This is a genomic window from Anabaenopsis sp. NIES-4685 (genome assembly GCF_059725405.1).
This window is the reverse complement of sequence record NZ_AP043602.1, coordinates 2,815,858-2,838,499: the sequence shown is the minus strand read 5'-3', so window position 1 is coordinate 2,838,499 and position 22,642 is coordinate 2,815,858. Positions and strand designations below refer to the sequence as shown.

Sequence of the window (22,642 nt, the reverse complement as noted above, 5' to 3'; positions counted from 1 at the left end):
ACTTAGATTATGTAATTTATGATACTTACATGACGTAACTTCATATTTTACAGCTAGTTAACATTGATCAAAATGAAGTACCTAATGCCACCATAAAACATAGAGACAAAAAAAAACAACCGAAAGTCAAAACATCCCAAATTTTCCTTGTCCCTTTTGATTTGATGGCTTCCTGATGAAGAGATCATAAATATGCCTATTTCTCACTAGATGCATCTTAGGTCAGTTACTTAAATGCCAATATCCATAGGAGACTAAAGAAAGAACATACAATCAATATACTCTCACGGGTGTGTAAGCAGCAAAAACTGCAAATAGCTAAGGAGAATTTATGCGTGCAGTACTGATGGCAGGCGGTTCGGGTACTCGGCTTCGCCCGTTAACTTGTGATCTGCCTAAACCAATGGTGCCTATTCTGAATCGGCCCATTGCCGAACATATCATCAATCTACTAAAGCGACATCAAATCACAGAAGTTATTGCTACATTGCATTATCTACCAGATGTCTTGCGAGACTACTTTCAAGATGGCAGCGATTTTGGCGTGCAGATGACCTATGCTGTGGAAGAAGACCAACCCCTAGGAACCGCAGGCTGTGTCAAGAATATTGCCGAACTGCTGGATGAAACATTTTTAGTGATTAGCGGTGATAGTATCACAGATTTTGACTTAACAGCGGCGATCGCATTCCACAAGCAAAAACAATCAAAAGCCACCTTAGTTTTAACCCGAGTTCCCAACCCCGCAGAATTTGGAGTGGTAATTACGGACGAGGAAAGTAAAATTAGGCGCTTTTTAGAAAAACCTTCTAGCAGTGAGATTTTTTCTGATACGGTCAACACAGGTATTTACATTCTGGAACCAGAAGTATTAGATTATCTACCATCTCATACAGAATGCGACTTTTCCAAAGACTTATTTCCCTTAATGCTGGAAAAAAGTCAAGCCCTGTATGGTTACATTGCTAAAGGTTACTGGTGCGACGTTGGTCATTTAGATGCCTATCGTCAAGCTCAATATGACGCCTTAGATCGTAAAGTAAAACTTGACTTTGCTTATCCAGAAATTTTACCAAACTTGTGGGTAGGGCAAAATACCTTTATCCCCTCCACAGCCATAATTGAAACTCCCGCCCTAATTGGTGATAATTGCCGCATTGGGGCCAGAGTGCAAATTGAAGCAGGAACCATCATCGGAGATAATGTCACCATTGGCGCTGATGCCAATCTGAAACGACCGATTTTATGGAATGGGTCAATTATCGGAGATGAAGCACATCTGAGCGCTTGCGTGATTTCTCGCGGTACCCGTGTTGATCGGCGCGCTCATGTCTTAGAAGCGGCTGTAGTGGGTTCCCTGTCTACTATAGGGGAAGAAGCACAAATCAGCCCTAATGTCAGGGTTTGGCCCAGCAAAAAGATTGAATCAGGTGCAGTGCTCAATATTAACTTGATTTGGGGTAACACTGCTCAAAGAAACTTATTTGGGCAGCGTGGTGTACAAGGATTAGCTAATATTGACATCACCCCAGAATTTGCTGTGAAGTTGGGATCTGCTTACGGTTCTACCCTGAAACCCGGTTCTAAGGTGACAGTTTCCCGTGATCAACGCAACATTTCTCGCATGGTTACCCGGTCATTAATTGCTGGTTTGATGTCTGTAGGTATTGATATTCAAAATCTCGATGCTACAGCTATTCCCATAGCACGGACAGTTATACCCACAATGTCCGTCGCCGGTGGGGTTCATGTACGGGTACACCCAGATCGCCCTGATTATATCCTGATTGAATTTATGGATGCTAAGGGGATTAATATTACCAAAGCTCTGGAGAAGAAAGTTGAAGGAGCTTATTTTAAGGAAGATATGCGGCGATCGCAAATTCATGAAGTTGGCGATGTAGCCTATACCAGTCAAGTAATTGAACGCTATTGCACAGCCTTTGAGAAGCTGTTAAACGTTGATACCCTGCGCAACAGTCGAGCAAAAGTAGTAATTGACTATGTTTATGCTGTATCTGGGGCGGTTTTACCACTCATGTTAGATAAATTTGGCGCTGATGCAGTGGTACTGAATGCGAGTGTGAATAAATCGGCCATGTCAGTTACCGACCGCGAAACACTGCTGACTCAGCTGGGTCATGTAGTGGAGGCGCTCAAAGCCAACTTTGGTGTGCAAGTCTCAGCTAATGGGGAACAGTTGATTTTAGTTGATGAATCAGGCTTTCCCATTCGGGGGGAAATTTTAACAGCACTGATGGTAGACATGATATTAACATCTAACCCCAGAGGCACGGTAGTTGTACCTGTTCATGCTTCTAGTGCTGTGGAACAAGTCGCCCGTCGTCACGATGGCAGGGTAATTCGCACTAAGGCTAATCCTACAGCTTTGATGGAGGCTTGTCAAAAAAATTCTAATGTCGTCTTAGGCGGTAGTGGCGAAACTGGTTTTATTTTCCCCCATTTACATCCGGGTTTTGATTCCATGTTCTGCATCGCTAAGTTAATTGAGATGCTGACTATTCAAGAGCGATCGCTGGCTACGGCGCGTTCAGAATTACCCCGTGTGGTTCATAAAGCTTATACAGTCCGTTGTCCTTGGAGTGCTAAAGGAGCGCTGATGCGTTATTTAGTGGAAACACACCCAGCCCAAAACCTAGAGTTAATTGATGGGGTGAAAATTTGCCAACCCTACGATGATAGTTGGCTATTAGTTTTACCAGACGCCAGCGAGCCTTTAGTACATTTGTATGCCAACAGTAATGATCGCGATTGGGTAGATGAAACACTCAGAAACTACCGCACCCGTGTTCAGACCTTCGTGGAAAGACAACAAGAATACCAACCAGCAGAGGTGTAAATATTGATAGGATAGCGTGGCGATAGCCATACAATAGTGGTTATTTAGAAGTCATTCTTAGACCACTGGGAAGCTCGGAAGTTAAGTGTAGACTTGGTTAGTTTTGAGTAGGTTTAACAAAGCGGATTAGCCGGGGTAACCTATCGCTAACTCAGTTTGAGGATCAAAAAAGTGCAGTTTTTCTGGATTTAACGAGAACCATAATTCCTCACCAACCTTGACTAACCTATCCGGTGGAACTCGCACCTGTAGATAGTTGTCTGTATACTCAATTTGAGATTCAGGTGGGGAAATTCTCACAGACACAAAAGAATCATTGCCCAGATTTTCTACCAAGTCTACTTTGACGGGTAAATTTTTGGTCGCTGGTACACTCAAAATTAAGTGTTCCGGGCGAATACCTAAAATGATGGTTTGCTGATCATATTTCCGCAGGGGTGTCGCCCAAACGTCTGGGAGAGTGAGGCGAAAATGGTTATGGGTAATTAATAACGGAGCATGGAACCTCACCGGAATAAAATTCATGGGCGGGGAACCAATGAATTCAGCCACAAAGCGGTTAGCAGGATGGTTATAAAGTTCTAATGGGGATGCGACTTGCTGAATTTGACCTTGATTCATAATGGCAATGCGATCGCCCATAGTCATAGCCTCGGTTTGGTCATGGGTGACGTAAATGGTGGTGGTTCCTAGTTGGCGTTGCAATTTGACAATTTGGGCGCGGGTTTGGGCCCGCAATTTAGCATCCAAGTTAGAAAGGGGTTCATCCATTAAAAACACTTGGGGGTCACGGGCGATGGCTCTTCCTAAAGCTACCCGTTGTCTTTGACCCCCCGATAGCTGTTTGGGTAAACGATTCAGCAAGGTTTCCATTTGTAATAATTGGGCAACATTTAGCACCTGGTGATCTACCTGCCTTTCTTGAGCAGAAATGTAACGTAGTCCTTTAGGTAACTTTCTGGTGATTCCCACAAGGAGATTTGTCGCCCATGTTGGGAGTGAGGAGTTTTGACTTTCCCCATTTCCTAATGGGCGGCGACGGAGTCCAAAAGCAATGTTGTCATAGACAGTCATGTGGGGGTAGAGGGCGTAATTTTGAAACACCATGGCAATGTCTCTTTCTTTGGGTGGTAGGTGATTAATTAAGCGATCGCCCACCCAAATATTCCCTGCTGTCATCGCTTCTAGTCCGGCAATTAACCGGAGTAGAGTGCTTTTACCACAACCTGAAGGACCCACCAGCACCATAAATTCACCATCGGCGATGGTCAAATTAATTCGCCGTAAGACATTGATAACTTCTGCCGGTTCTGGGGTAGCATTTTTTTTATTCCTATGACTAGGAAAGGTTTGGGATGCTACACTTTCCCCTTTCCGCTGGGGAAACGTTTTATAAATATTTTCTAAAACAACTTGCGCCACGAGTATCTGAAGTAACGGTAATTATATGGCTGACTCCGCACAGGGGAAGATATGGCTTACCCCACGCTACGCTATCAGCACCCATGATATATGTTACCTGTGACTAGGAAAAGTAAAAAAACTGTAACCAACAAAGCAGACTACCCTAGATTTATGAGAGTATTTTTTGCCCATGAAGTGGTATGATTGTACTACTCATGCAGAATTTAATGCTCGTTCTAGTCAGGCGAAGGTAGGGAATGGTATCGCAAGTACTATTCAAAGCGATCGCTTGGCTTTTATGCTAGAAAAGACTCAAAGCTCAAAGTGTATGTCAGGAATTCATTTAGGCAAATTAAATATAGTTAGCTAATTAAAATCTTATTGCTTGATCAAAAACTTGTCCAATTAGGAGGATTAAATGAATAGCTGCGTTTTAATGGCGGAAATCATTCAAGAACCACAATTACGCTATACAGCCGATAACTTAGCAATCACGGAAATGCTGGTACAGTTCCCCAATTCTCAGCGTGCGGAAGACGAGTTAGTTACCCTAAAGGTAGTGGGCTGGGGGAATATGGCTACAGAAATTCAGCAAAAGTACCACCAAGGCGATCGGGTGATTTTAGCAGGACGCTTAGGGATGCACACTGTTGAGCGTCAAGAAGGGTTTAAAGAAAAACGGGCTGAATTAACAGTACAACAGATTCAACCTCTAGGAAGTAATTTTACATCATCCACAACGCTAAATTCGTCCGTCACCTCAACACCCCTACAAACAGCATCCCCTGTTGTTTCACCTTCACGCAACGAAGTTGAATTACCTCCAGTCAGCGCCCCGACTCCCGTTGGCGCTGCACCTCAGCGGAACAACTTCCCATCCACACAGCCAGTCCAAAATTTTGAACGCACTGCTTATACCCCTGTGAACGAGCAAGAACAAGATCCCGATGACATTCCTTTCTAAGTCGGGGATGGGAACTGGGTCAAAAGAACCGTTGAGTAATGAGCAAGGGGAAACATGAAGTGCGATCACTGATTATTGATAACTACGACTCCTATACATTTAATCTCTATCAGATGCTCGCTCAGGTGAATGGAGAACTTCCCCTGGTAATTCGCAATGATCAGATTGATTGGAAGGATGTAATCAAACTCACATTTGACAATGTTGTGATTTCCCCAGGTCCGGGTCGTCCAGAAAATGTCTCGGACTTTGGTAGCTGCGGCCAAGTGATTCAAAATCTCCAAAATCTTGATGTACCCCTGCTGGGTGTTTGTCTTGGTCACCAGGGACTAGCTCATGTATACGGCGGTACTGTAACTCATGCACCGGAGGTTATGCATGGGCAATCTAGTAAAATATATCACAATAGTTCTGCTCTATTTGAGGGAATTCCCCAGGGCTTCTCTGTGGTACGCTACCATTCCTTAATGGTTGCCCAAGACTTACCCAACTGTTTAGAAAGAGTCGCTTGGACAGAAGCCGGATTGATCATGGGGCTGCGTCATCGGTATTTACCATTTTGGGGTGTGCAATTTCATCCCGAATCAATCTGCACTGAATACGGCTGGAAGATTTTAGAAAACTTCCGTAATTTTACTAAGAACTTCTCCCCGAACCGAGAGAGAGAAACTAAGTATCAAGACAGTGCCAAAAAATTGACTCGACAAAATCCTATTATTCCTTGCCAGTACCAAGTTTATAGTCAAAAACTGGATATCTATCCAGATCCAGAACAGGTGTTTGTACATCTGTATGGCCAAGCCACACAAGCGATCGGTAAAGATACTCACGCCTTTTGGCTTGATAGTAGCTTAGTTGAGCCTGGTCTTTCTCGCTTCTCTTTTATGGGAGGAAGTGGCGGTTTAAATAGCTTGTTGGTTGAATACCGCACGGAAACTAGAGAATTAACTATTACCCAATCTGGTCAAAAGACACAGATAAATGTCAGTATTTTTGACTATCTTCAAAGTCAAATTAATGAGCGTAGTTATCAGTCTGATGAGCTACCCTTTGACTTCAATTGTGGGTTTGTGGGCTACTTTGGTTATGAAATCAAGGCAGAATGTGGTTCTGAGTTAGTTCATTGTGGACCCCTTCCCGATGCTATGTTTCTGTTAGCTGATCAAATCATTGTGTTTGACCACCAAGAACAAACTACCTATCTGGTATGTCTGGCCAAACAGCATCAAACTACAGCAGCAAAGGAGTGGTTAGAGTCAACAGAAAAACAACTGCGCACACTCCCAGACCTTCCACCTATTGTACCGCCCCTTAGTCATACCCCCATCAATTTCCGTCTGAGTCGTTCTCACCAGACCTACATAAATGATATTTACCAATGTCTGCACAAAATTAAGGACGGGGAAAGCTATCAAATTTGTTTGACTAATAAACTTTACACAGATGCTGCTCCCGATCCATTATGCTTTTATCGTACCTTACGCCGAGTTAATCCGGCTCCTTACTCGGCATTTATGCGCTTTGGCGAAGTCGCTATTGCTTGTTCATCTCCAGAACGATTTTTACGTATTGACCGCGCTAGGTGGGTAGAAACTAAGCCGATTAAAGGAACTTTAGGCCGTGGTCAGACTCCAGAGGAAGATAAAATACTGCGGGAAAAACTGCTCAATAGTGAAAAAGACCGCGCCGAAAACTTAATGATTGTGGATTTGTTACGCAATGATTTAGGTTTGGTATGTGAAGTGGGTAGTATCCAGGTGACAAAGTTGATGGATGTGGAAACTTACGCCACAGTACATCAACTTGTGAGTACGATTCGGGGTTATTTACGCGCGGATATGACTGCTACTGATTGTATTAGAATGGCGTTTCCCGGTGGTTCGATGACGGGTGCGCCGAAAATTAGAACTATGAAGATTATCGATGAGTTAGAATCTGAAGCGCGTGGAGTTTATTCCGGTGCTATTGGGTTTTTAGCTCTCAATGGTGCAGCAGATTTAAATATTGTCATTCGTACCGCAGTGTTGACTCCTAGAGGGACTTCTATTGGGATTGGCGGTGGTATTGTGGCTTTATCTGAACCGGAAGCTGAGTTTGAGGAGGCTGTTCTCAAAGGTAAGGCGTTAATTCAGGCTTTATCGTAATTAGGACTTACGCATTGATGTCCCCAGCGAGTGGGGACTCCTCCATTCTAAACACATACCCTGTAAGAAGTCTAGAGGCACTTTCCAATAGCGATAGCGTGGCGTTAGCCAGGTTCAATAAACTTAACCTCCCAAATGGACTTAAGCATACTAACAAAACTCCTGAAACCCTTATATAGCAAGCGACTGAGGTTAATCGGCACTCGCTAGATTGACGATGTCAATACATCAGAATCACTATTTCAGCTTTTTTGATTGAACTTCGGTAATAGTTAACTAGTGCATTACAACAGCATTTAGGCGATCGCGCTACTGTAAGCCATTCCATATACTCCCATCCCTTTGTAAGGGGAGGGGTTGGGGGTGGGGTCAAACCTCATCAAACTATTTGCAAAGGGCGAAGCGCTACTGTAAGGCGATCGCCATTTCATAGTTGGTTTAGTAGCCTTCAGCCCGGATGTTAAAACCTTAGCTTCTTCTGAGAGGAGGGATACAACCATCAAACTGTGGGATGTAGCAACCCGGCGGTCAATTGCCACTTTCACGGGACATTCAGATTGGGCACTTCCATGGGGTTCGTTCAATAGCATTCAGCCCAGATGGTAAAACCATGCTCTCTGGAAGTAAAGACGGTACTATCAAGATTTGGCAAAGGCGTAATTAATTCACAGCTGAGTAAGTCGGTGGGGAAATTTGTAAGAGCAAAAATTGTTAAATATAACACATTCTATACTATAGTTTCTTCTTTCTTTGTTACGGGGAAACTAGATCCTCAGTTTAGTTAGTGTCACAGTAAAAGCATCTGTTGTAAGCAGATTGTGCAATATACAGGAAACTTACCCAGCTATCATAAACATTGAACACAGTACCACGCAAATAATTTTGTATTCTGAAAAATCCATCTTTAGGCAGATGACAAAATTACGTCAATGTACATCTGGGATCCAGGTATAAATAAAATATTTATTTACATATGCTGTAAAAGCAAATGTGATATTATCAGTCTAATTTGATTCAATATATACTTTGTGAGCTTTCTCACAACAGCCTCGTACTTTTAAAACATCCTCTAACAGGGAGATCACAAACTATCTGGTAGTTGCTGTTCTATTGAGTACGGTTGCGGGAAAACTTAGCTATAGAGTCACCCTATGGAAGACACAATTTATGTCGTTTACCCTTAATATTGATAACGCTGCGACACCAAGAGCTAGCCAAATTACTAGAATTATTCAAAAGCGTCGCCCACTATCTCAAAAAATTGAAACTGTAGAGACTAATCTCAAGACTCTTTCTACTACCTTACGCCAACTTGAAAGGCAACGTGACCAGTTGCTCGGTAGAGTTGGTGATATTGGTACAGTTGGAAGCCTTAGAAAAATTGATTTTTCTGCGATTCAAAAAAGTATTGATATCGAGCTAACGACTCTCAACAGTCTTAAATCTCGATTTTCGCGTAATACTCTCAACATAGGAGTTGTAGGACGAGCCAGACAGGGTAAGAGCCGTCTTCTCCAAAGTTTGACAGGGCTATCAACGGCTGAAATACCAGACGGTGATGATCAACACTGTACAGGAGTTCGTAGTAACGTCCATCATAATTCAGAGATCAAAGAAACTTATGCCCAAGTTTGGTTTCACACTGAGCGTTCTTTCTTAGATGAAGTGATTGCTCCTTATTATGAACAACTTCACTTAGGTTCTAGACCACGTTCAATTCAAGATTTTGCTGATATTCCTTTACCAGAGCTTCCTAAAGAATTGGCGGAAAAAAGACAGGCTGCGGCTAAGTATGACCATCTTTGTAGGTATCATCAAAACATTGACAAATATCGTAATGCTTTATCAGAATCTTCTCCGCGTCGCATTTCACGGCATGAAATTAGGGAATATGTTGCTCAAGACACGCTAGAAAGAAAACGAATTTACTTTAATTACCTTGCAGTTAGGGAGGTTAAAATTGTTTGTTCTTTTCCCAATGTAGATGTTGGTCAAATCGCTTTAATTGATATGCCGGGGTTAGGAGACACTGGGATTGGTGATGAAGAGCGTATGATCAAAACATTAGGACAAGATATTGATTTAGTTCTGTTTGTCCGTATGCCTAAATCCACTGGAGATTTTTGGTCTAAAGAGGATGTTGAACTCTATGACATGGCTAATAGTGCTTTGATTGACCTTCCTATCAAAGAATGGTCTTTCATGGTACTTAACCACATTGGAGGAAGTGCTGACAATCGAAGAAATTGTGAAAGCCTAGCTGCTACAATTACGGAAAAGCACATTGATGTTCAAGATATTATAATTGCAGACTGTGCTAATTCTGAAGAAGCGCAAATTGAAATTTTAGATCGAGTTTTGCATTATCTAGGGCAAAAAATAGAGATATTAGATCGGCAATATGCTTCTGCTTGTCAGGACAGACTAATTCAGCTTCAGAAAACTGTTGTTATCGAACTGGACAAAGCTAAGGATGCTTGGAGGTAAGCATCAAAAGATGACTGGTTTCCTAAATTTCTCGAACTTTTTGGCAAGTTTTGGAACGATTTGACAAGAGAACTTGAACGTTTGAGTTCATCCATGATCTCCGAACGAGATAGTGATGATAAAAATTTTCAATCAGCTGTCGATGCTGCTATTGCTGCTTGTCGTTCTGAGCCAGGTATTCCCACATCTAACGAAATTGAACAAAAATGCTATGCTGCTGGGGCATATATGACTGCCTATGCTGAATCTTTGCATGAAGTCCGTACTCATCTTTCAAAACAATTCTTGTCTCTAGATATCGCGTTAAAGGAATCTCTGGAGGAAGCAAAATTTCGTGTAGTGGAAGTTTTAGTCAATCACGGTAGATTAGGGAAAATAGCAGAGGGACGCGGAAGCGACTTTTTAAAGCAATTAGCCGAAAAAATTCCCGAAAATTTAACTGGATTAAAGCTTGGTTTTCAAACACTTGCAACATTTGACCTCCAGTATCGCGGACTCGTTCAACATAGAATTAGAAGGCATTTAGATGTCTTAACTCCTAATAGAACTACCTACAGGCTGGACGGAGGTTTTTGGGATAAATGGATGGATGTAAAAACAGGACGAGTGAACTCAACTCCTCCCGCAGAAAAAATTGTATATAATCTGTGTAAGGCTCAAGCTGAAGCAGTTAACAATTGTGAGAAAGAACTTAAAAGCCTTTTAAAAGAGCCAAGCCAAGCAGGTTTCGCCATTGTTGAAGAATTTATTGACCGAGTATTGCGTGCTGAAAACGTTCGTACTGAATGGCAAATTTTTTTACAGGAAGTCGCTGCTGATGTTTGGATCGATGAGTTTGGTACAACATTGGAGCGCACTCAACTCAGACGAGATTGGATACAGAAAATAGGAGAGGTCGAAAACGCAAAACAGCTAGATGCCTTAAACTTTTTGCGATAGGCTATTGCGTTGTTTATATGAACAAGCAAGAAGCATCTGACTATCTGGGTGTAAGTGTCCGGGCGCTGGAGCGTTATGTGCAGCAGGGACGAATCAGCGTTAAATACGAGAAGGGTAAGACTTGTCCCACAGCTAACTTTGAACAAGCTGAACTGGAAGCTTTTCGAGAGGAGTTAAACCAGCCCACTGTTAAGCCAGCTTTTGAATCTCGCCAAACTGCGACAGACCAACAGCAGGAAACAGGTATTGCAGTCCAATTATCCTGTTTTGGGATTATCCGAAAATAGGTTTATTGTACTGACATACATATAGTGCTAAAGCCAAAGCCCTATGAAATCTATCTCCAGCCATGAGTATGAAATATTCCGGCGCTGTATGATTGCAGCACGCAAGGAAGCACAACTTACTCAGGAATCTCTCGCTAAATCTCTTGAAAAACCCCAATCTTTTGTTGCTAAATATGAGAATGGGGAGCGGCGCTTGGATGTCGTTGAGTTTATCATAGTTACTCGGGTAATTGGCGTGGATCCTTGTGCCATTCTGAGGAAGGTTGAACAACAAATATCTAAAGCATCTTGTGAAGAAAAATGATGAACACACAAGATGTAATCAAACTTGCTGCTGAGTATTTAGCTAATTTATCGGGGCATACATTTGATGTTTTAAACATATCTAAACCTATGACAGTTAATGCAGCAGTCAATTTAGCTAAAGTGATCTCGAAGCTTTCACCATTACTGGGAAATCTAATCGAATTTAACACTGTTGAGTTTTTAAATAAGCAGGATGATTTTGCTGAATTTGGAACATGGCAGAGGCAAGATCCGGGATTCCCTGATGCTATCTTTGTGGGAAACATTCAACCAATACCAGGATTAGAGATTAAAGCATGGTTTCCATTGGCAACAGAGATAACAGCGCGATTCAAAGATAGCCAGAATCACTTTCAATTTGATCAAACTCACGTTGCGATATTGGCATGGCTACCTGAGAAGATTATTTACGGAAAACCTCGTATTTTAGATGTGTGTGTTGTATCTGGCTTGTCAGTAGCTCTAGCTAGAGACACTCATTACCATAATCCGCCAGACTATCTTGTTTTGGAGCCAGAGGATACAACCCAAAGGACGGCAAATTTACAGCAAACGAACACTAATGGCTATAAATTTCAAGGTTCTGACAGTGAATTTTTAGAGGCTCAGAAAATAGTTGACTCATGGGGATATGAAGCCAAAATTTACAAGCCGACTAAGGAATATCAGCACCTTCTACGGGAATTACTAATACGATATAAATACAGGCTAGACACTAACTTTGCTAAAATAGACAGAATTATGCACCCCGGCATTGAGGAATTCAAGAAACGTGTTTACAGGGTTGAAGTTTGTGGTATGCCAGTTAAACAATGGAACAGGATTTTATCAAGCCACCAAGAAGTCACTATAAAAAAATCATTGCAGGAGTATCTAGGGATTAAAGAAGAGAGCATTGATGAACTTCTGGATTAAATCGCTCGACTCCATAATAGAAATAATCTGGATCAATTTCACACGAGTAGGCTTTGCGCCTGAGTTTCCGGGCTGCTAAAGACGCACTAAACAGTCCCCCGAAGGGTTCCCAGACTACATCATATTCATCACTTGATGATTCAATAATCATGGTCATCAAATCGAGAGGCTTTTGGTTAAGATGCAATGCCTTTCCAGATGTTGTTTTAACTCTTTCATCACCTCGTAGGGGTTGGCGTTCCCATACATTGGTAAAACCATGAGGACATCTAAACTTTGATCGCATTTTACTCCATTGTGCTCCTGTCAATGGTTGATTACCATCTAGAGAAAAATAAGGTTTTCCTTCAGAGCTACCATGCTCATTCGCATAATTTACTAGCCTTTCAAACATCTCTGGAGGGGGAAAGTACCATAAATGTCCTTGATCAAAATATTTCCTAGTGGCTGCATCTACCACACCACAAGCATCGTTTGCTCTTCGTAAAGGCAATCTAGACCGTTTCCATTCTTTCAGTAACCAGGCTTTTAAGGTAAGTTCGTTAATTCTAACTTCTCTTACATATTGAACACAAACTTCTGTAACCACCGGAAATCTGCGAATTTTTTCTGTGTTAACATTCCCTGCAATGTGACCTTTGCCTTTATTCCAAATATTGCAGTTAATATAGCGCCAACCATACTTTTCTAAAATTGGATGTACCACAGCCCAGCCAATTTCTGAGTTCCAAAACCAAAGTGTTGTGTATGGCATCGCTGCTTTTGACCACTCCTCAATATGAGGCTCATACCAATTGGGCAAATCAATATGATCGGATGTGTCTCCTTCAAAACCAAGAATACCATAAGCCCCATCTGAAACGATTACACTAGGCTGCTCCCAATCTTGATAATGTTCAAAGCTATTACCTAGAAATAAAGCAACGTACTCATCTCTCCATTCCGAAAAGTTAAGTTTGGTGTTTGGGCTAACGACCTTTCCGCGGCCAACTGTACTGGTGGCTTTACTTTTCAAGGTAACTGTAGAACTAGCTTCTGGATTAGATCGGCTCATTGATTCTTTCGGCTCTTCAAATCATGATATATGTAAATATATCCTATTTTAGGATAATAATCTAGTGAGAGACACTAAAATAAACGCCAACCGCACTTTATTCTCAATCGAGCAATTTCATATATATTTCTACTCAATACTTACGTTTAGCTGAATAGGTTGATTAGATTTCTTGAACACAAATACTTTTGATGCCTGGGATTTTTCTTAGAGGATGTTTGATAAGTCATGATTAGTGTATCAAACATTGTTTGACCCCACCCTAACCCTCCCCTTGTCAGGCTATCCATTACCCACATCTTTCTTAACATTGCTGGAAGGCAAACACAATAAAGGTTGTAGAGATGTGCATAGTGGGGAGGATTGACAAAAAAGAATAAGTATGGACATTGAGAAAACCCAACAGGTGATTGAGTTTTTGAATACAGGGGCGAGGGGCTACCCCTCCGCCATAGGCGATCGCTAAATATCAAGATGAGATGGGGAATCGGAGTGAAGTAATTGCCAAGTAGCAGCAATATCGTGTAAGCGTCGTAGCCCACGCCAAATGGTTTTCACACCCGGTTCACCATCACCTTTGCGACCCAAAAAACCACCAAGAGTGGCAATCATTCGCACAGCATCATGCAAAGAAGGTGGCTGGTCTGGAGGAATAGGATTTTTGTTGATAGTGGCACATAAGGACTGCCATTCACTGTTTTCCAAAACAACATCACAAGGTAAATCAGGATGAACTCGTGCTTGATAAGTAAGCCATAACAATCGCCAAGCGACAATAGTATAAGTGGCTAGTGCCATGTGAATTCGGTCAGCAGTTTCCAGTTGTAATTTCTCGATGCCACAGCCACTTTTTAATGTGTAATGATAACGTTCTATCAACCAACGGTAAGTGTACCATTGAACACAACATGCAGCATCTTCTAGACTGTTAATTTCTAAGCTAGTAATTAATAACCAACTAATGGGATTTGTTCCTGGAGGTGGATTTTCCTCTTCTGCCAAAATTACTTGTAACCTGACAGGTTTTAGCTGTAAACGTCCAATATGGTGTAATGGTACTTGAATATCAAAACTCGTGAACCTAATTGTCAGTCTCGCCTGTCTGGAACTATGTTCTGGAGACCGTTTGACTTCTACAGTCACTGTTCCAGATGCTTCGATTTGACGAATGGCAAGATGTAGATATTTGCCACAATGGTCTACTTTACGATTATGAGTCCCACGAATTAGTAAGTGTGATTTTTCTCGACGTTGCTGGCTAAAAAGGTCAAATATATCCGCTTCTGAGTCACATATTGTTATTACTTCAATTTCTGAGGGAATCAAATTTTGTGTAGTCTGCAACCCATCCAACCAACGTTGACTTTCTTTTTCTTTTGTCTCTCGTTGACGACGTTTTTTAGCAATACCTAAATTCTCTTGTTCTCTTGCCCATACTTGCTGCTCAATAATTCCTAACGGTACTCCATTACTTGTGGCTGCAAGTGTTGAATGTACTTTTAATCCTGATGATTTTCTGTGGTCAAGATAACCTACTCCTTTTGTGGCTGGGTGCGATGTCAAATCTATGTTTGTTGTATCTTGTATTGCCAATACTATCTCATGTTTTTTGATTCTTTCTATGGTGCTGGATGTGTGGACAGCACGAATATCACTTGCTTGAAAATGTGGTGATTTCCAAAAATTATATGCCGCCTTTGTTGCTGCTATATTTCCACAAGCAAGTGGTACACTACTATCTGGTTGTGCTGCTAAATCTTCTACTATCCTGATTAACCGCTTGTTTCGACGTGCATCCCCTAAGTTTACCTGTGCCAATTCTTTCGCTGCCCACTTTTCCATGATGCCATTACCCACTCTCCTCTTTCAAAACTATAGCCATCAAGGCTTTCACTGTGATGTTAAGTCTTTTGTTTAATTGTTAAGAAAAATGTGGGTAATGCATAGCCTTGTCAGGGGAGGGGACTGGATTTTATTGTTTTTTGTGTGTTCCCCAATCCTTCCCATTCCCCAATCCTTCGGTGTTCGGTGTTCCCTGTTCCCTAATATAAAAATTACCTGTTTAATACTTTCCAAACAACCTCTTAGGGTAATAAGACTTACGCAAGATTGGACTAAAAACCTAGTTCTGATGTACGGGTGATTCATGAATTACCCCTAGTTTCGTTCTGTTTTGCGTAAGTTCTGGGTAAGTCTAGATAAATCTTACCCTAGAGATCGCCTTGGGGACTAATCAAAATTGCCAGTGTTAAGGGAAACTATTAGGATTCAAGCGACGGCGGTTTGCAGGTGCTGACTCAGGGTTCTGGGTAGTGCTACTGGTCAAAGTTCCACCATCTTCACGGGTGAGGAAAGGTTTTAAATTAATACCGCTTCTAGATGCAGTCATGGGATTGTTACCACGACCTAGAACTGTGCGCGCTAAGTTGTCTAATCCATTTACTCTTCTACCATTGGTAATATAAGTATTCACGGGTACTGTCTGTCTTCCACTATCAGCGGTAATCAAGTTTTGGAAAACGTCATTGAGTACTACAAATGGGTCTTTATCACGGGGTACAGTCAACACAATCCGACACAAAGGATTAGCCCGTGTAGTCACACAAACTATGTTTTCATTATTTTGTACAGATGTTTGCAGTTCTTCCAGACCATCTGGGCGATATAATTCTAAGCGACTGGCAATAGCTTCACAGCGTCTTTGGGGACTCCAACCACCACCTAAAGTCCTAGGTGCAGCCCAGGGGAAGAATTCTCCTGGTATACTTTGTGGTTGGTACATGACAGTGTACTGTCCATTATAAAATTGACAAGTAAACCGAGTGCCACTAGTTACCGTTGGTGTGTTTATGGGTGGAGTGGTTGGCGTTGATGTATCACCTGAGGGTATGGTGGGTACAACCACCTCACCGGAACTAGAATCATTAAATTGAGCTAGTGCTGCAGAATTACTCATTAACAATGATAAGCCAAGACTGCCCAAACATCCAAACTTGAAAAGTTGTGCAAACATAAATGATTTCCCACTCTCAACGTAGTTAGGTGTTGATAACTTCAGTGACGAATAATTGGGGATTTTTGATTCATCAAAGATGCTGCTTTGTTTGTAGAAGTAGCGACCTCAAGATTACATGGAAATAGCTTGTTCTGGGTTATAGTTTCTACCCTGACAAAACTCATCTATCCAATTCGCCAGACTACGACTATGGGTACTAGGTGATGGGGTGAGTTGAGGGCGAACATTTTTCGGTTTTGGCGATATTTCCCCCTGATTCCGGGAAACTGGGCGTTTGAGGTAGTCAAGTAGGAATAAAACCCCAGTTAAATAGTTTTTTTGTAGTAAAAGAGTCCAAAACTTCATAGGTAGATGATCAAACCGAGGATCTCGGACTTTTGCACAAGGTCGAGTTTTGGCTTTGTGAATTACCTCCATTGTCATTGCTAGGGGCGATCGCCTTTCCCCTACTGTCAGAGGTAATCGCACTGGTTGATATTGACGTAGTAAATTGGCAGGTAGTTTAGTAGAATATGCTATTTTAGCACCCGGTGCAGAAGTAACCTTAGTCGCCATTGCAACCGTGGGAATAATTTCATGATTTTTTGTATACGGTGCAACAGATTCAGGCAAGCGCGGCAGATTAACATTCGCAGTGGCAGGACTAGCAATCTTAATAGTAGGTGCAACTAAAGCCACATCTTTGGTTTGAGTATAATTTTCTGGCAAAGATTCCCTTTCCCACTCACTTGTAGAATCCTCAGAGTTAATTACATCTAATTCTTGGTCAGGATTAAAGTTAAGACCTAAAGCTGTAACTATCTGATCGGGATTACTATTTAAATCCACCATAAAAGAAAGATAATCCTGAAATTGCGGCTCTAAAACCGACAAAGTGGCCAAAATAAACCCAGATGAAGGACGACGCAGACCATTGTAAGTACCCCAAACCCTGATTTTTGCCAGCCAAGAGCGATTTTGCTGGTAGTAACTCAGCCACTTAATTTTCACGGACTGGCGCAGCTGCTGAATATTCATGGATTTTCCCCTTGGTCAGAAATTGAGTAGTATTTTATATTTTGGATTTACTTAATATTAGCGATGAAAGCGACGATATAACATTTTTTTGACACTTTCACCACCTAACAAATGTTGTTTTACCAGTAGAGGTACTTCATCGGGTTTAACGCCGCTATACCAAACCATATCGGGTAAAACTAGCACCATTGGCCCATTACCACACTGTCCTAAGCAGCCACTGGCTATTATCGTTACATTGGCAACTGGTAAACTTGTAAAAGCGGCTAATACCTTTGCTGCACCTTGCTTTTTACAAGTACGATTTTGGCACACCCGCACACATCTAGCCGCAGACTTTGGGTCTGTCTTTGGGAAGTTGGATGGTTGACTTATATTTGACATTGCTCTATCAAGTGGTAGATACACAGCAAAAATATTGACTGATAAGCTCCCTCTCCTTATCTAGGAGAGGGTGGGGCTAAGGTTTAATCAGGTGAGATATTCCTAGCGCCATAACCAACTACTAATCACTAATGACTAATCCTTTTGAGGCTAGCCATTGGTGATTGAATATGCGTGACTGATACCGGGAACCACTATCACATAATATGGTAGCAATAGTATGTCCTGGTCCCATCTGCTTTGCTAAAGCTACAGCCGCGCCAACATTAATCCCCGTGGAACCGCCCATTAATAGCCCATCTTTTCGCAGCAGTTGATATACCACCCGTAAAGCCTCTGTGTCATCTATCTGGATGGCGTCGTCAATGGGTGCGCCTTCCATATTGGCAGTGATGCGGCTATTACCGATGCCTTCTGTAATAGAACTACCTTCAATCTTGATTTCACCGGTTTTGATGTAGCTATACAGTCCACTACCTAGGGGGTCGGCAACTACACATTTAACAGATGGATTTTGTGATTTTAGGTACATTGATACACCAGCAAAAGTACCACCAGTACCAGTTGCAGCAGTCCAAGCGTCAATTTTCCCCTTTGTCTGTGCCCAAATTTCTGGGGCCGTGGTTTCGTAGTGGGCAGGCGGTTGGCTAAGTTATCAAACTGATTAGCCCAAATAGCATTATCTAATTCGGCGGCGATTCTGCCAGATAGTTTAACGTAGTTATTGGGGTCTTTGTAGGGAACTGCGGGAACGGTGCGCACTTGTGCCCCCAGGGTCGTGAGTGCATCTATTTTCTCTTGGGATTGGGTATTGGGAATAATAATTAGGCATTTATAGCCTTTAGCGTTGCAAATATGCGCTAGTCCAATACCAGTATTACCGGCGGTTCCTTCAACCACAGTACCACCGGGCTTGAGTAGGCCTTTTTTTTCCGCATCTTCAATAATATAAAGTGCAGCGCGGTCTTTGACGGAACCCCCAGGATTCAGAAATTCTGCCTTACCAAGGATTTCGCAACCCGTTTCTTCACTAAAGCTGTTTAGGCGAATTAGTGGTGTGTTACCAACGGTGCCAACAAATCCATTTTTGATATCCATTTTGATTTTACCTGAGTTCTTGTCTATAAAAATTTTGCCTGATGGCAGTGTTCAGATGTACAGATTCTGCCATGAATATCTCTTGCTTTGGGTCGGTCTCAAGACCAGCTATTGAGCGATCGCTTTTGTTGTGTTATTAAAGGATTTGCACCCTTGGCCACTGTGACAAGAAGACGGTTTAATCTAGATTGATAGGCAAAAACGCCAAGGTATCGTCTGGTCTTGGCGCTGGGTTTAATATTGTAAGTGGACTAAGGAGCAGTTTTACTTGTTAGGCTGAGGGGTCATTCTCAGATAAGGCTTAATTTCTTGGTAGCCTTTGGGGAATTTCTCTTTGAGAACTTCTGGATCTTTGAGTGAGGGGACTATGACACAATCATCCCCATCTTTCCAGTCAGCAGGTGTAGCTACGCTGTAATTATCGGTCAGTTGTAGAGAGTCAATTACCCGTAAAAGTTCATCAAAGTTGCGGCCAGTGCTGGGGGGATAGGTAAAGCTCAGGCGCAGTTTCTTATTAGGGTCGATGATGAAGACAGAACGCACGGTGATGTTAGCAGCTGCGTTGGGGTGAATCATATCATAAAGGTCAGAAACCTTTTTGTCTGCATCGGCGAGAATTGGGTAATTGAGGCCGGTTCCTTGAGTTTCTTCGATATCTCCTACCCAGCCATTATGGGAGTCAACATCATCAACGCTCAGGGCGATGGGTTTGACGTTACGTTTGTCAAATTCCGGTTTGAGTTTGGCCACTGTGCCTAGTTCAGTGGTACAAACGGGGGTGAAATCAGCCGGATGAGAAAACAGCACTACCCAGCTGTCACCTGCCCATTCATAAAAGTTGATATCGCCGTGTGTGGATGCTTGTGTAAAGTTAGGTACTGTATCACCAAGACGGAGAGTCATGCAAGATTCCCTGTAATTTAGAAATGCATATGTATTCTACTTTGCCATCATGACACAATACACGGTTTTCCTAGAGGCTTTTAGCACTTTTTAACAAAATTTCATTTTCCCGTCAAGACTGGAAAATCAACTTATGAAAATTTAACAGTTTTAAACTGCTAGGTGCTGCCGGACTTGAGATACTAATTCATCTGTCCAGTGGTTAGCCAATTCATCATTAACAGCTTCTACCATGACTCTGATTACCGGTTCTGTACCGGAAGCCCGGACTAATATTCTCCCCGCATCACCCATTGCAGCTTCGGCTTGGGCGATCGCTTGTTGCAAGGGTTGGCAATCTTGCCAATTTAATCGCCGCTCACGATCTGTAACTCGCACATTCCGCAATAATTGGGGGTAAGTTTGAAAACTTTCATCTACCATTTGACTGAGGGGAACACCCGCGGCTCTCACCAACCCGGCTAGATGTAATGCTGTTAACAACCCATCACCGGTAATGGCATAATGGCGGCAGAGAATATGACCAGATTGTTCACCACCTAACATCCCCCCTGTGCGCATCATTTCTGCTTGCACATATTGATCACCTACGGCGGTGCGAATTAACTTCCCACCCTGTTTTTGCCAAGCTCTTTCAAAGCCTAAGTTAGCCATGACTGTGGAAACAATCAGGTTATCTGGTAGTTGTTGCTGTTGTTGTAGGTGTCTACCCCATAGGTAAAGGATGTAATCGCCATCTACTGGTCTGCCAGTATGATCTACAGCTAAAATGCGATCGGCATCGCCATCAAAGGCAAAGCCCAAGTCTGCGTTATGTTCTTTGACTGCGGCTTGCAGAATTCCTAGGTGAGTCGATCCACAGTTAACATTAATGCGATCGCCATCAGGTTCATTATGTAGGCTGATCACCTCCGCCCCCATTGAGGTAAATACTTTTGGTGCTAACCCCACCGCTGCACCCCAGGCTAGGTCTAAAACAATTTTCAGTCCTTGCAGATTGACCTTTTCCGGCAAGGATTGCTTTAAGATGTCCCCATACTGGTCTACTAGTTCCCGGCGAGAATAATGCCGTCCACAATTAGTAACTTTACCTGCAACTCCATCACCCCTTACTCCCGCCTCGATTTCCGCCTGCAAGGCTGGAGATAATTTAGTACCATTACCATTAAAAATCTTAATCCCGTTGTCTTCTGGTGGGTTATGACTAGCAGAAATCATCACTCCACCTATGGCCTCACTCATACTGGTGAGGTAAGCCACGGTAGGAGTGGGACATAACCCCAAATACCAAACCTCCACCCCAGACGCTGTTAACCCCGCACTCAACGCCATTGCCAGCATATCACTAGAGTTTCTGGAATCTTGCCCCAGGATAACTGGCCCTGTCTGACCACCATGTTTTTGCAAAATCACACCCGTCCAGAAACCCACTTCCAAAGCTAAGGGAGCATTTAGTAATTCTCCTACTTGCCCACGAATACCGTCTGTACCAAATAAGGGGGTATTGGCTACTGAACTTAGGTTTAACCTCCAATTGTGAGATTCAGATGGATAACTACCTTGAACGTTACTTTGGTTTGTGTTGATAGATGTCACCATAAGTTCAATATCCCACGTAATTACAGGTTGACTCAGCAGTTATACTTGAGTTAAGTTTCTCTGTGTAAGTAATATATGCGCTTTTTTTGGCGAAAATCATTTGAATCACACATTATTATGTGACAATACTGTATTATCCTTTCTCAATTGTCAATATTTAATATTTACCGAGTTTTATCTTATTTAATGGTTTTCAATTCAATTATTCCTTTCTACACTTGTTAGCTGCTATTTAGCAATTTGAACACAGGCTGAATAACCAGGATTGATACCAGGATGGTAAAAATCAGATGTTTTAGTTTTGACTTCACCCTGGTGGTAGTGGTCTATAGACCCTTGGAGCAACCCACAAATTCAAGATACTTAAAAAAAATTAATATAAATTCTCATCAAATAGTTCTAATCTAACATCTTAATGGCTTTTTTAGTCATTCATAAATCCTAAATTCGGCAATTAACCTTTTAACTTGAGAGATTTAGTATGAGCAGCAATTTAGCAAGCAAATTACGTGTAGGCACTAAAAAAGCCCATACAATGGCAGAAAATGTGGGTTTTGTCAAGTGCTTTTTAAAGGGAGTTGTAGAGAAAAACTCCTACCGAAAACTAGTTGCTAACTTTTACTTCATCTACTCGGCCATGGAAGAAGAGATGGAAAAACACCGTCAGCATCCCATTGTCGGCAAAATTAACTTTCCCCAACTCAACCGTAAGCAAACTTTAGAGCAAGACCTAAGTTACTATTTTGGTCCTAACTGGCGGGGAGAAATTCAACTATCGCCAGCAGGTGAGGCTTATGTGCAACGCATCCGCGAAATTTCCCAAACAGAACCAGAATTATTAATCGCCCATTCCTATACCCGCTATTTAGGTGACCTATCAGGGGGTCAAATCCTCAAAAACATTGCAGTCACAGCCATGAACTTGTCCGAAGGTCAAGGTACTGCTTTCTATGAGTTTGCAGACATTACCGACGAGAAGGGATTCAAAACCCAATACCGTCAAACTCTCGATGAATTACCTATTGATGATGCTACAGGCGATCGCATTGTCGATGAAGCTAACGCCGCCTTTGGAATGAATATGAAGATGTTCCAGGAATTGGAAGGTAATTTGATCAAGTCCATCGGTGTGATGTTGTTTAATAGTCTCACCCGTCGTCGTCAACGTGGTAACACCGAACTGGTTACTGAGTCGTAATTTTTTTGAGTTGGGGTGACTATATATGGGGGTAATAGCCCTGTGATTGTTTTGTGTATATGAAGAC

General features: G+C 42.2%; 20 protein-coding genes and 1 pseudogene. 12 read left to right on the top strand and 9 right to left on the bottom strand.

Going from position 1 to position 22,642, the window contains the following annotated elements:
• The first annotated feature begins 331 nt into the window (after positions 1-331).
• Positions 332-2,860 carry a sugar phosphate nucleotidyltransferase gene (locus tag AC6IZ0_RS12185; RefSeq protein ID WP_497723121.1) on the top strand — a complete coding sequence of 843 codons (2,529 nt, stop codon included), beginning with the start codon at positions 332-334 and terminating at the stop codon, positions 2,858-2,860.
• A 126-nt stretch (positions 2,861-2,986) separates the two neighbouring features.
• Here AC6IZ0_RS12185 and AC6IZ0_RS12180 read toward each other — a convergent pair whose 3' ends face one another.
• Positions 2,987-4,282: an ABC transporter ATP-binding protein gene (locus AC6IZ0_RS12180; protein ID WP_497723120.1), complete on the bottom strand. Its 1,296-nt coding sequence runs from the start codon at positions 4,280-4,282 to the stop codon at positions 2,987-2,989.
• 172 nt (positions 4,283-4,454) lie between these two features.
• On the opposite strand from AC6IZ0_RS12180, the gene AC6IZ0_RS12175 reads away from it, so the two are divergent.
• The 10 genes from AC6IZ0_RS12175 (at position 4,455) to AC6IZ0_RS12130 (ending at position 12,306) form a co-directional block, all read left to right on the top strand.
• A complete protein-coding gene (locus tag AC6IZ0_RS12175; RefSeq protein ID WP_497723119.1) occupies positions 4,455-4,634 on the top strand; it encodes a hypothetical protein in 180 nt (59 codons plus the stop codon).
• 48 nt (positions 4,635-4,682) lie between these two features.
• Positions 4,683-5,228, top strand: a complete 546-nt coding sequence (locus tag AC6IZ0_RS12170; protein WP_497723118.1) for a single-stranded DNA-binding protein — start codon at positions 4,683-4,685, stop codon at positions 5,226-5,228.
• A 59-nt stretch (positions 5,229-5,287) separates the two neighbouring features.
• Positions 5,288-7,372 (top strand): aminodeoxychorismate synthase component I, encoded by a 2,085-nt coding sequence (gene pabB, locus AC6IZ0_RS12165; RefSeq protein WP_497723116.1) that lies wholly within the window; start codon positions 5,288-5,290, stop codon positions 7,370-7,372.
• Positions 7,373-7,801: 429 nt separating this feature from the next.
• A complete protein-coding gene (locus AC6IZ0_RS12160) occupies positions 7,802-7,978 on the top strand; it encodes a hypothetical protein (protein WP_497726049.1) in 177 nt (58 codons plus the stop codon).
• On the top strand, positions 7,929-8,036 hold the full coding sequence (locus AC6IZ0_RS12155) for a WD40 repeat domain-containing protein (protein WP_497726048.1): 108 nt from the start codon (positions 7,929-7,931) through the stop codon (positions 8,034-8,036). The genes AC6IZ0_RS12160 and AC6IZ0_RS12155 overlap by 50 nt, the downstream gene beginning before the upstream one ends.
• Positions 8,037-8,539: 503 nt before the next feature.
• Positions 8,540-9,859, top strand: coding sequence for a P-loop NTPase family protein (locus AC6IZ0_RS12150; protein ID WP_497723115.1), 1,320 nt, complete (start codon positions 8,540-8,542; stop codon positions 9,857-9,859).
• Between the two features lie 60 nt (positions 9,860-9,919).
• Positions 9,920-10,798 (top strand): hypothetical protein, encoded by an 879-nt coding sequence (locus AC6IZ0_RS12145; protein WP_497723114.1) that lies wholly within the window; start codon positions 9,920-9,922, stop codon positions 10,796-10,798.
• Positions 10,799-10,815: 17 nt separating this feature from the next.
• On the top strand, positions 10,816-11,085 hold the full coding sequence (locus tag AC6IZ0_RS12140; protein ID WP_271762685.1) for a MerR family transcriptional regulator: 270 nt from the start codon (positions 10,816-10,818) through the stop codon (positions 11,083-11,085).
• Between the two features lie 43 nt (positions 11,086-11,128).
• On the top strand, positions 11,129-11,389 hold the full coding sequence (locus tag AC6IZ0_RS12135) for a helix-turn-helix domain-containing protein (RefSeq protein ID WP_271732997.1): 261 nt from the start codon (positions 11,129-11,131) through the stop codon (positions 11,387-11,389).
• Positions 11,386-12,306, top strand: a complete 921-nt coding sequence (locus AC6IZ0_RS12130) for a hypothetical protein (protein WP_497723112.1) — start codon at positions 11,386-11,388, stop codon at positions 12,304-12,306. Before AC6IZ0_RS12135 ends, AC6IZ0_RS12130 begins: the two co-directional genes overlap by 4 nt.
• Here AC6IZ0_RS12130 and AC6IZ0_RS12125 read toward each other — a convergent pair.
• From AC6IZ0_RS12125 to glmM, 8 genes and pseudogenes are all read right to left on the bottom strand, one after another.
• On the bottom strand, positions 12,272-13,360 hold the full coding sequence (locus tag AC6IZ0_RS12125; protein WP_271732995.1) for a DNA methyltransferase: 1,089 nt from the start codon (positions 13,358-13,360) through the stop codon (positions 12,272-12,274). The two genes, AC6IZ0_RS12130 and AC6IZ0_RS12125, sit on opposite strands and share 35 nt — an antisense overlap.
• 462 nt (positions 13,361-13,822) lie before the next feature.
• Positions 13,823-15,202: an IS4 family transposase gene (locus AC6IZ0_RS12120; protein WP_497723110.1), complete on the bottom strand. Its 1,380-nt coding sequence runs from the start codon at positions 15,200-15,202 to the stop codon at positions 13,823-13,825.
• A gap of 406 nt (positions 15,203-15,608) precedes the next feature.
• Positions 15,609-16,373 carry a COP23 domain-containing protein gene (locus tag AC6IZ0_RS12115; RefSeq protein ID WP_497723107.1) on the bottom strand — a complete coding sequence of 255 codons (765 nt, stop codon included), beginning with the start codon at positions 16,371-16,373 and terminating at the stop codon, positions 15,609-15,611.
• Between the two features lie 114 nt (positions 16,374-16,487).
• Positions 16,488-17,393, bottom strand: coding sequence for a DUF5331 domain-containing protein (locus AC6IZ0_RS12110; RefSeq protein WP_271732992.1), 906 nt, complete (start codon positions 17,391-17,393; stop codon positions 16,488-16,490).
• 57 nt (positions 17,394-17,450) lie between these two features.
• The gene (locus tag AC6IZ0_RS12105; protein WP_271732990.1) at positions 17,451-17,777 is read right to left on the bottom strand and encodes a (2Fe-2S) ferredoxin domain-containing protein; all 327 of its coding nucleotides are present in this window, start codon (positions 17,775-17,777) and stop codon (positions 17,451-17,453) included.
• A gap of 121 nt (positions 17,778-17,898) precedes the next feature.
• Positions 17,899-18,875 (bottom strand): annotated as a pseudogene (locus AC6IZ0_RS12100) (cysteine synthase A).
• 264 nt (positions 18,876-19,139) lie between these two features.
• On the bottom strand, positions 19,140-19,778 hold the full coding sequence (locus AC6IZ0_RS12095) for a peroxiredoxin (protein WP_280793241.1): 639 nt from the start codon (positions 19,776-19,778) through the stop codon (positions 19,140-19,142).
• A 150-nt stretch (positions 19,779-19,928) separates the two neighbouring features.
• Positions 19,929-21,377: a phosphoglucosamine mutase gene (glmM, locus tag AC6IZ0_RS12090; RefSeq protein ID WP_497723104.1), complete on the bottom strand. Its 1,449-nt coding sequence runs from the start codon at positions 21,375-21,377 to the stop codon at positions 19,929-19,931.
• 481 nt (positions 21,378-21,858) lie between these two features.
• Between glmM and AC6IZ0_RS12085 the strand changes: the two genes are divergently transcribed.
• Positions 21,859-22,575 carry a biliverdin-producing heme oxygenase gene (locus tag AC6IZ0_RS12085; RefSeq protein ID WP_497723102.1) on the top strand — a complete coding sequence of 239 codons (717 nt, stop codon included), beginning with the start codon at positions 21,859-21,861 and terminating at the stop codon, positions 22,573-22,575.
• Positions 22,576-22,642: the final 67 nt, after the last annotated feature.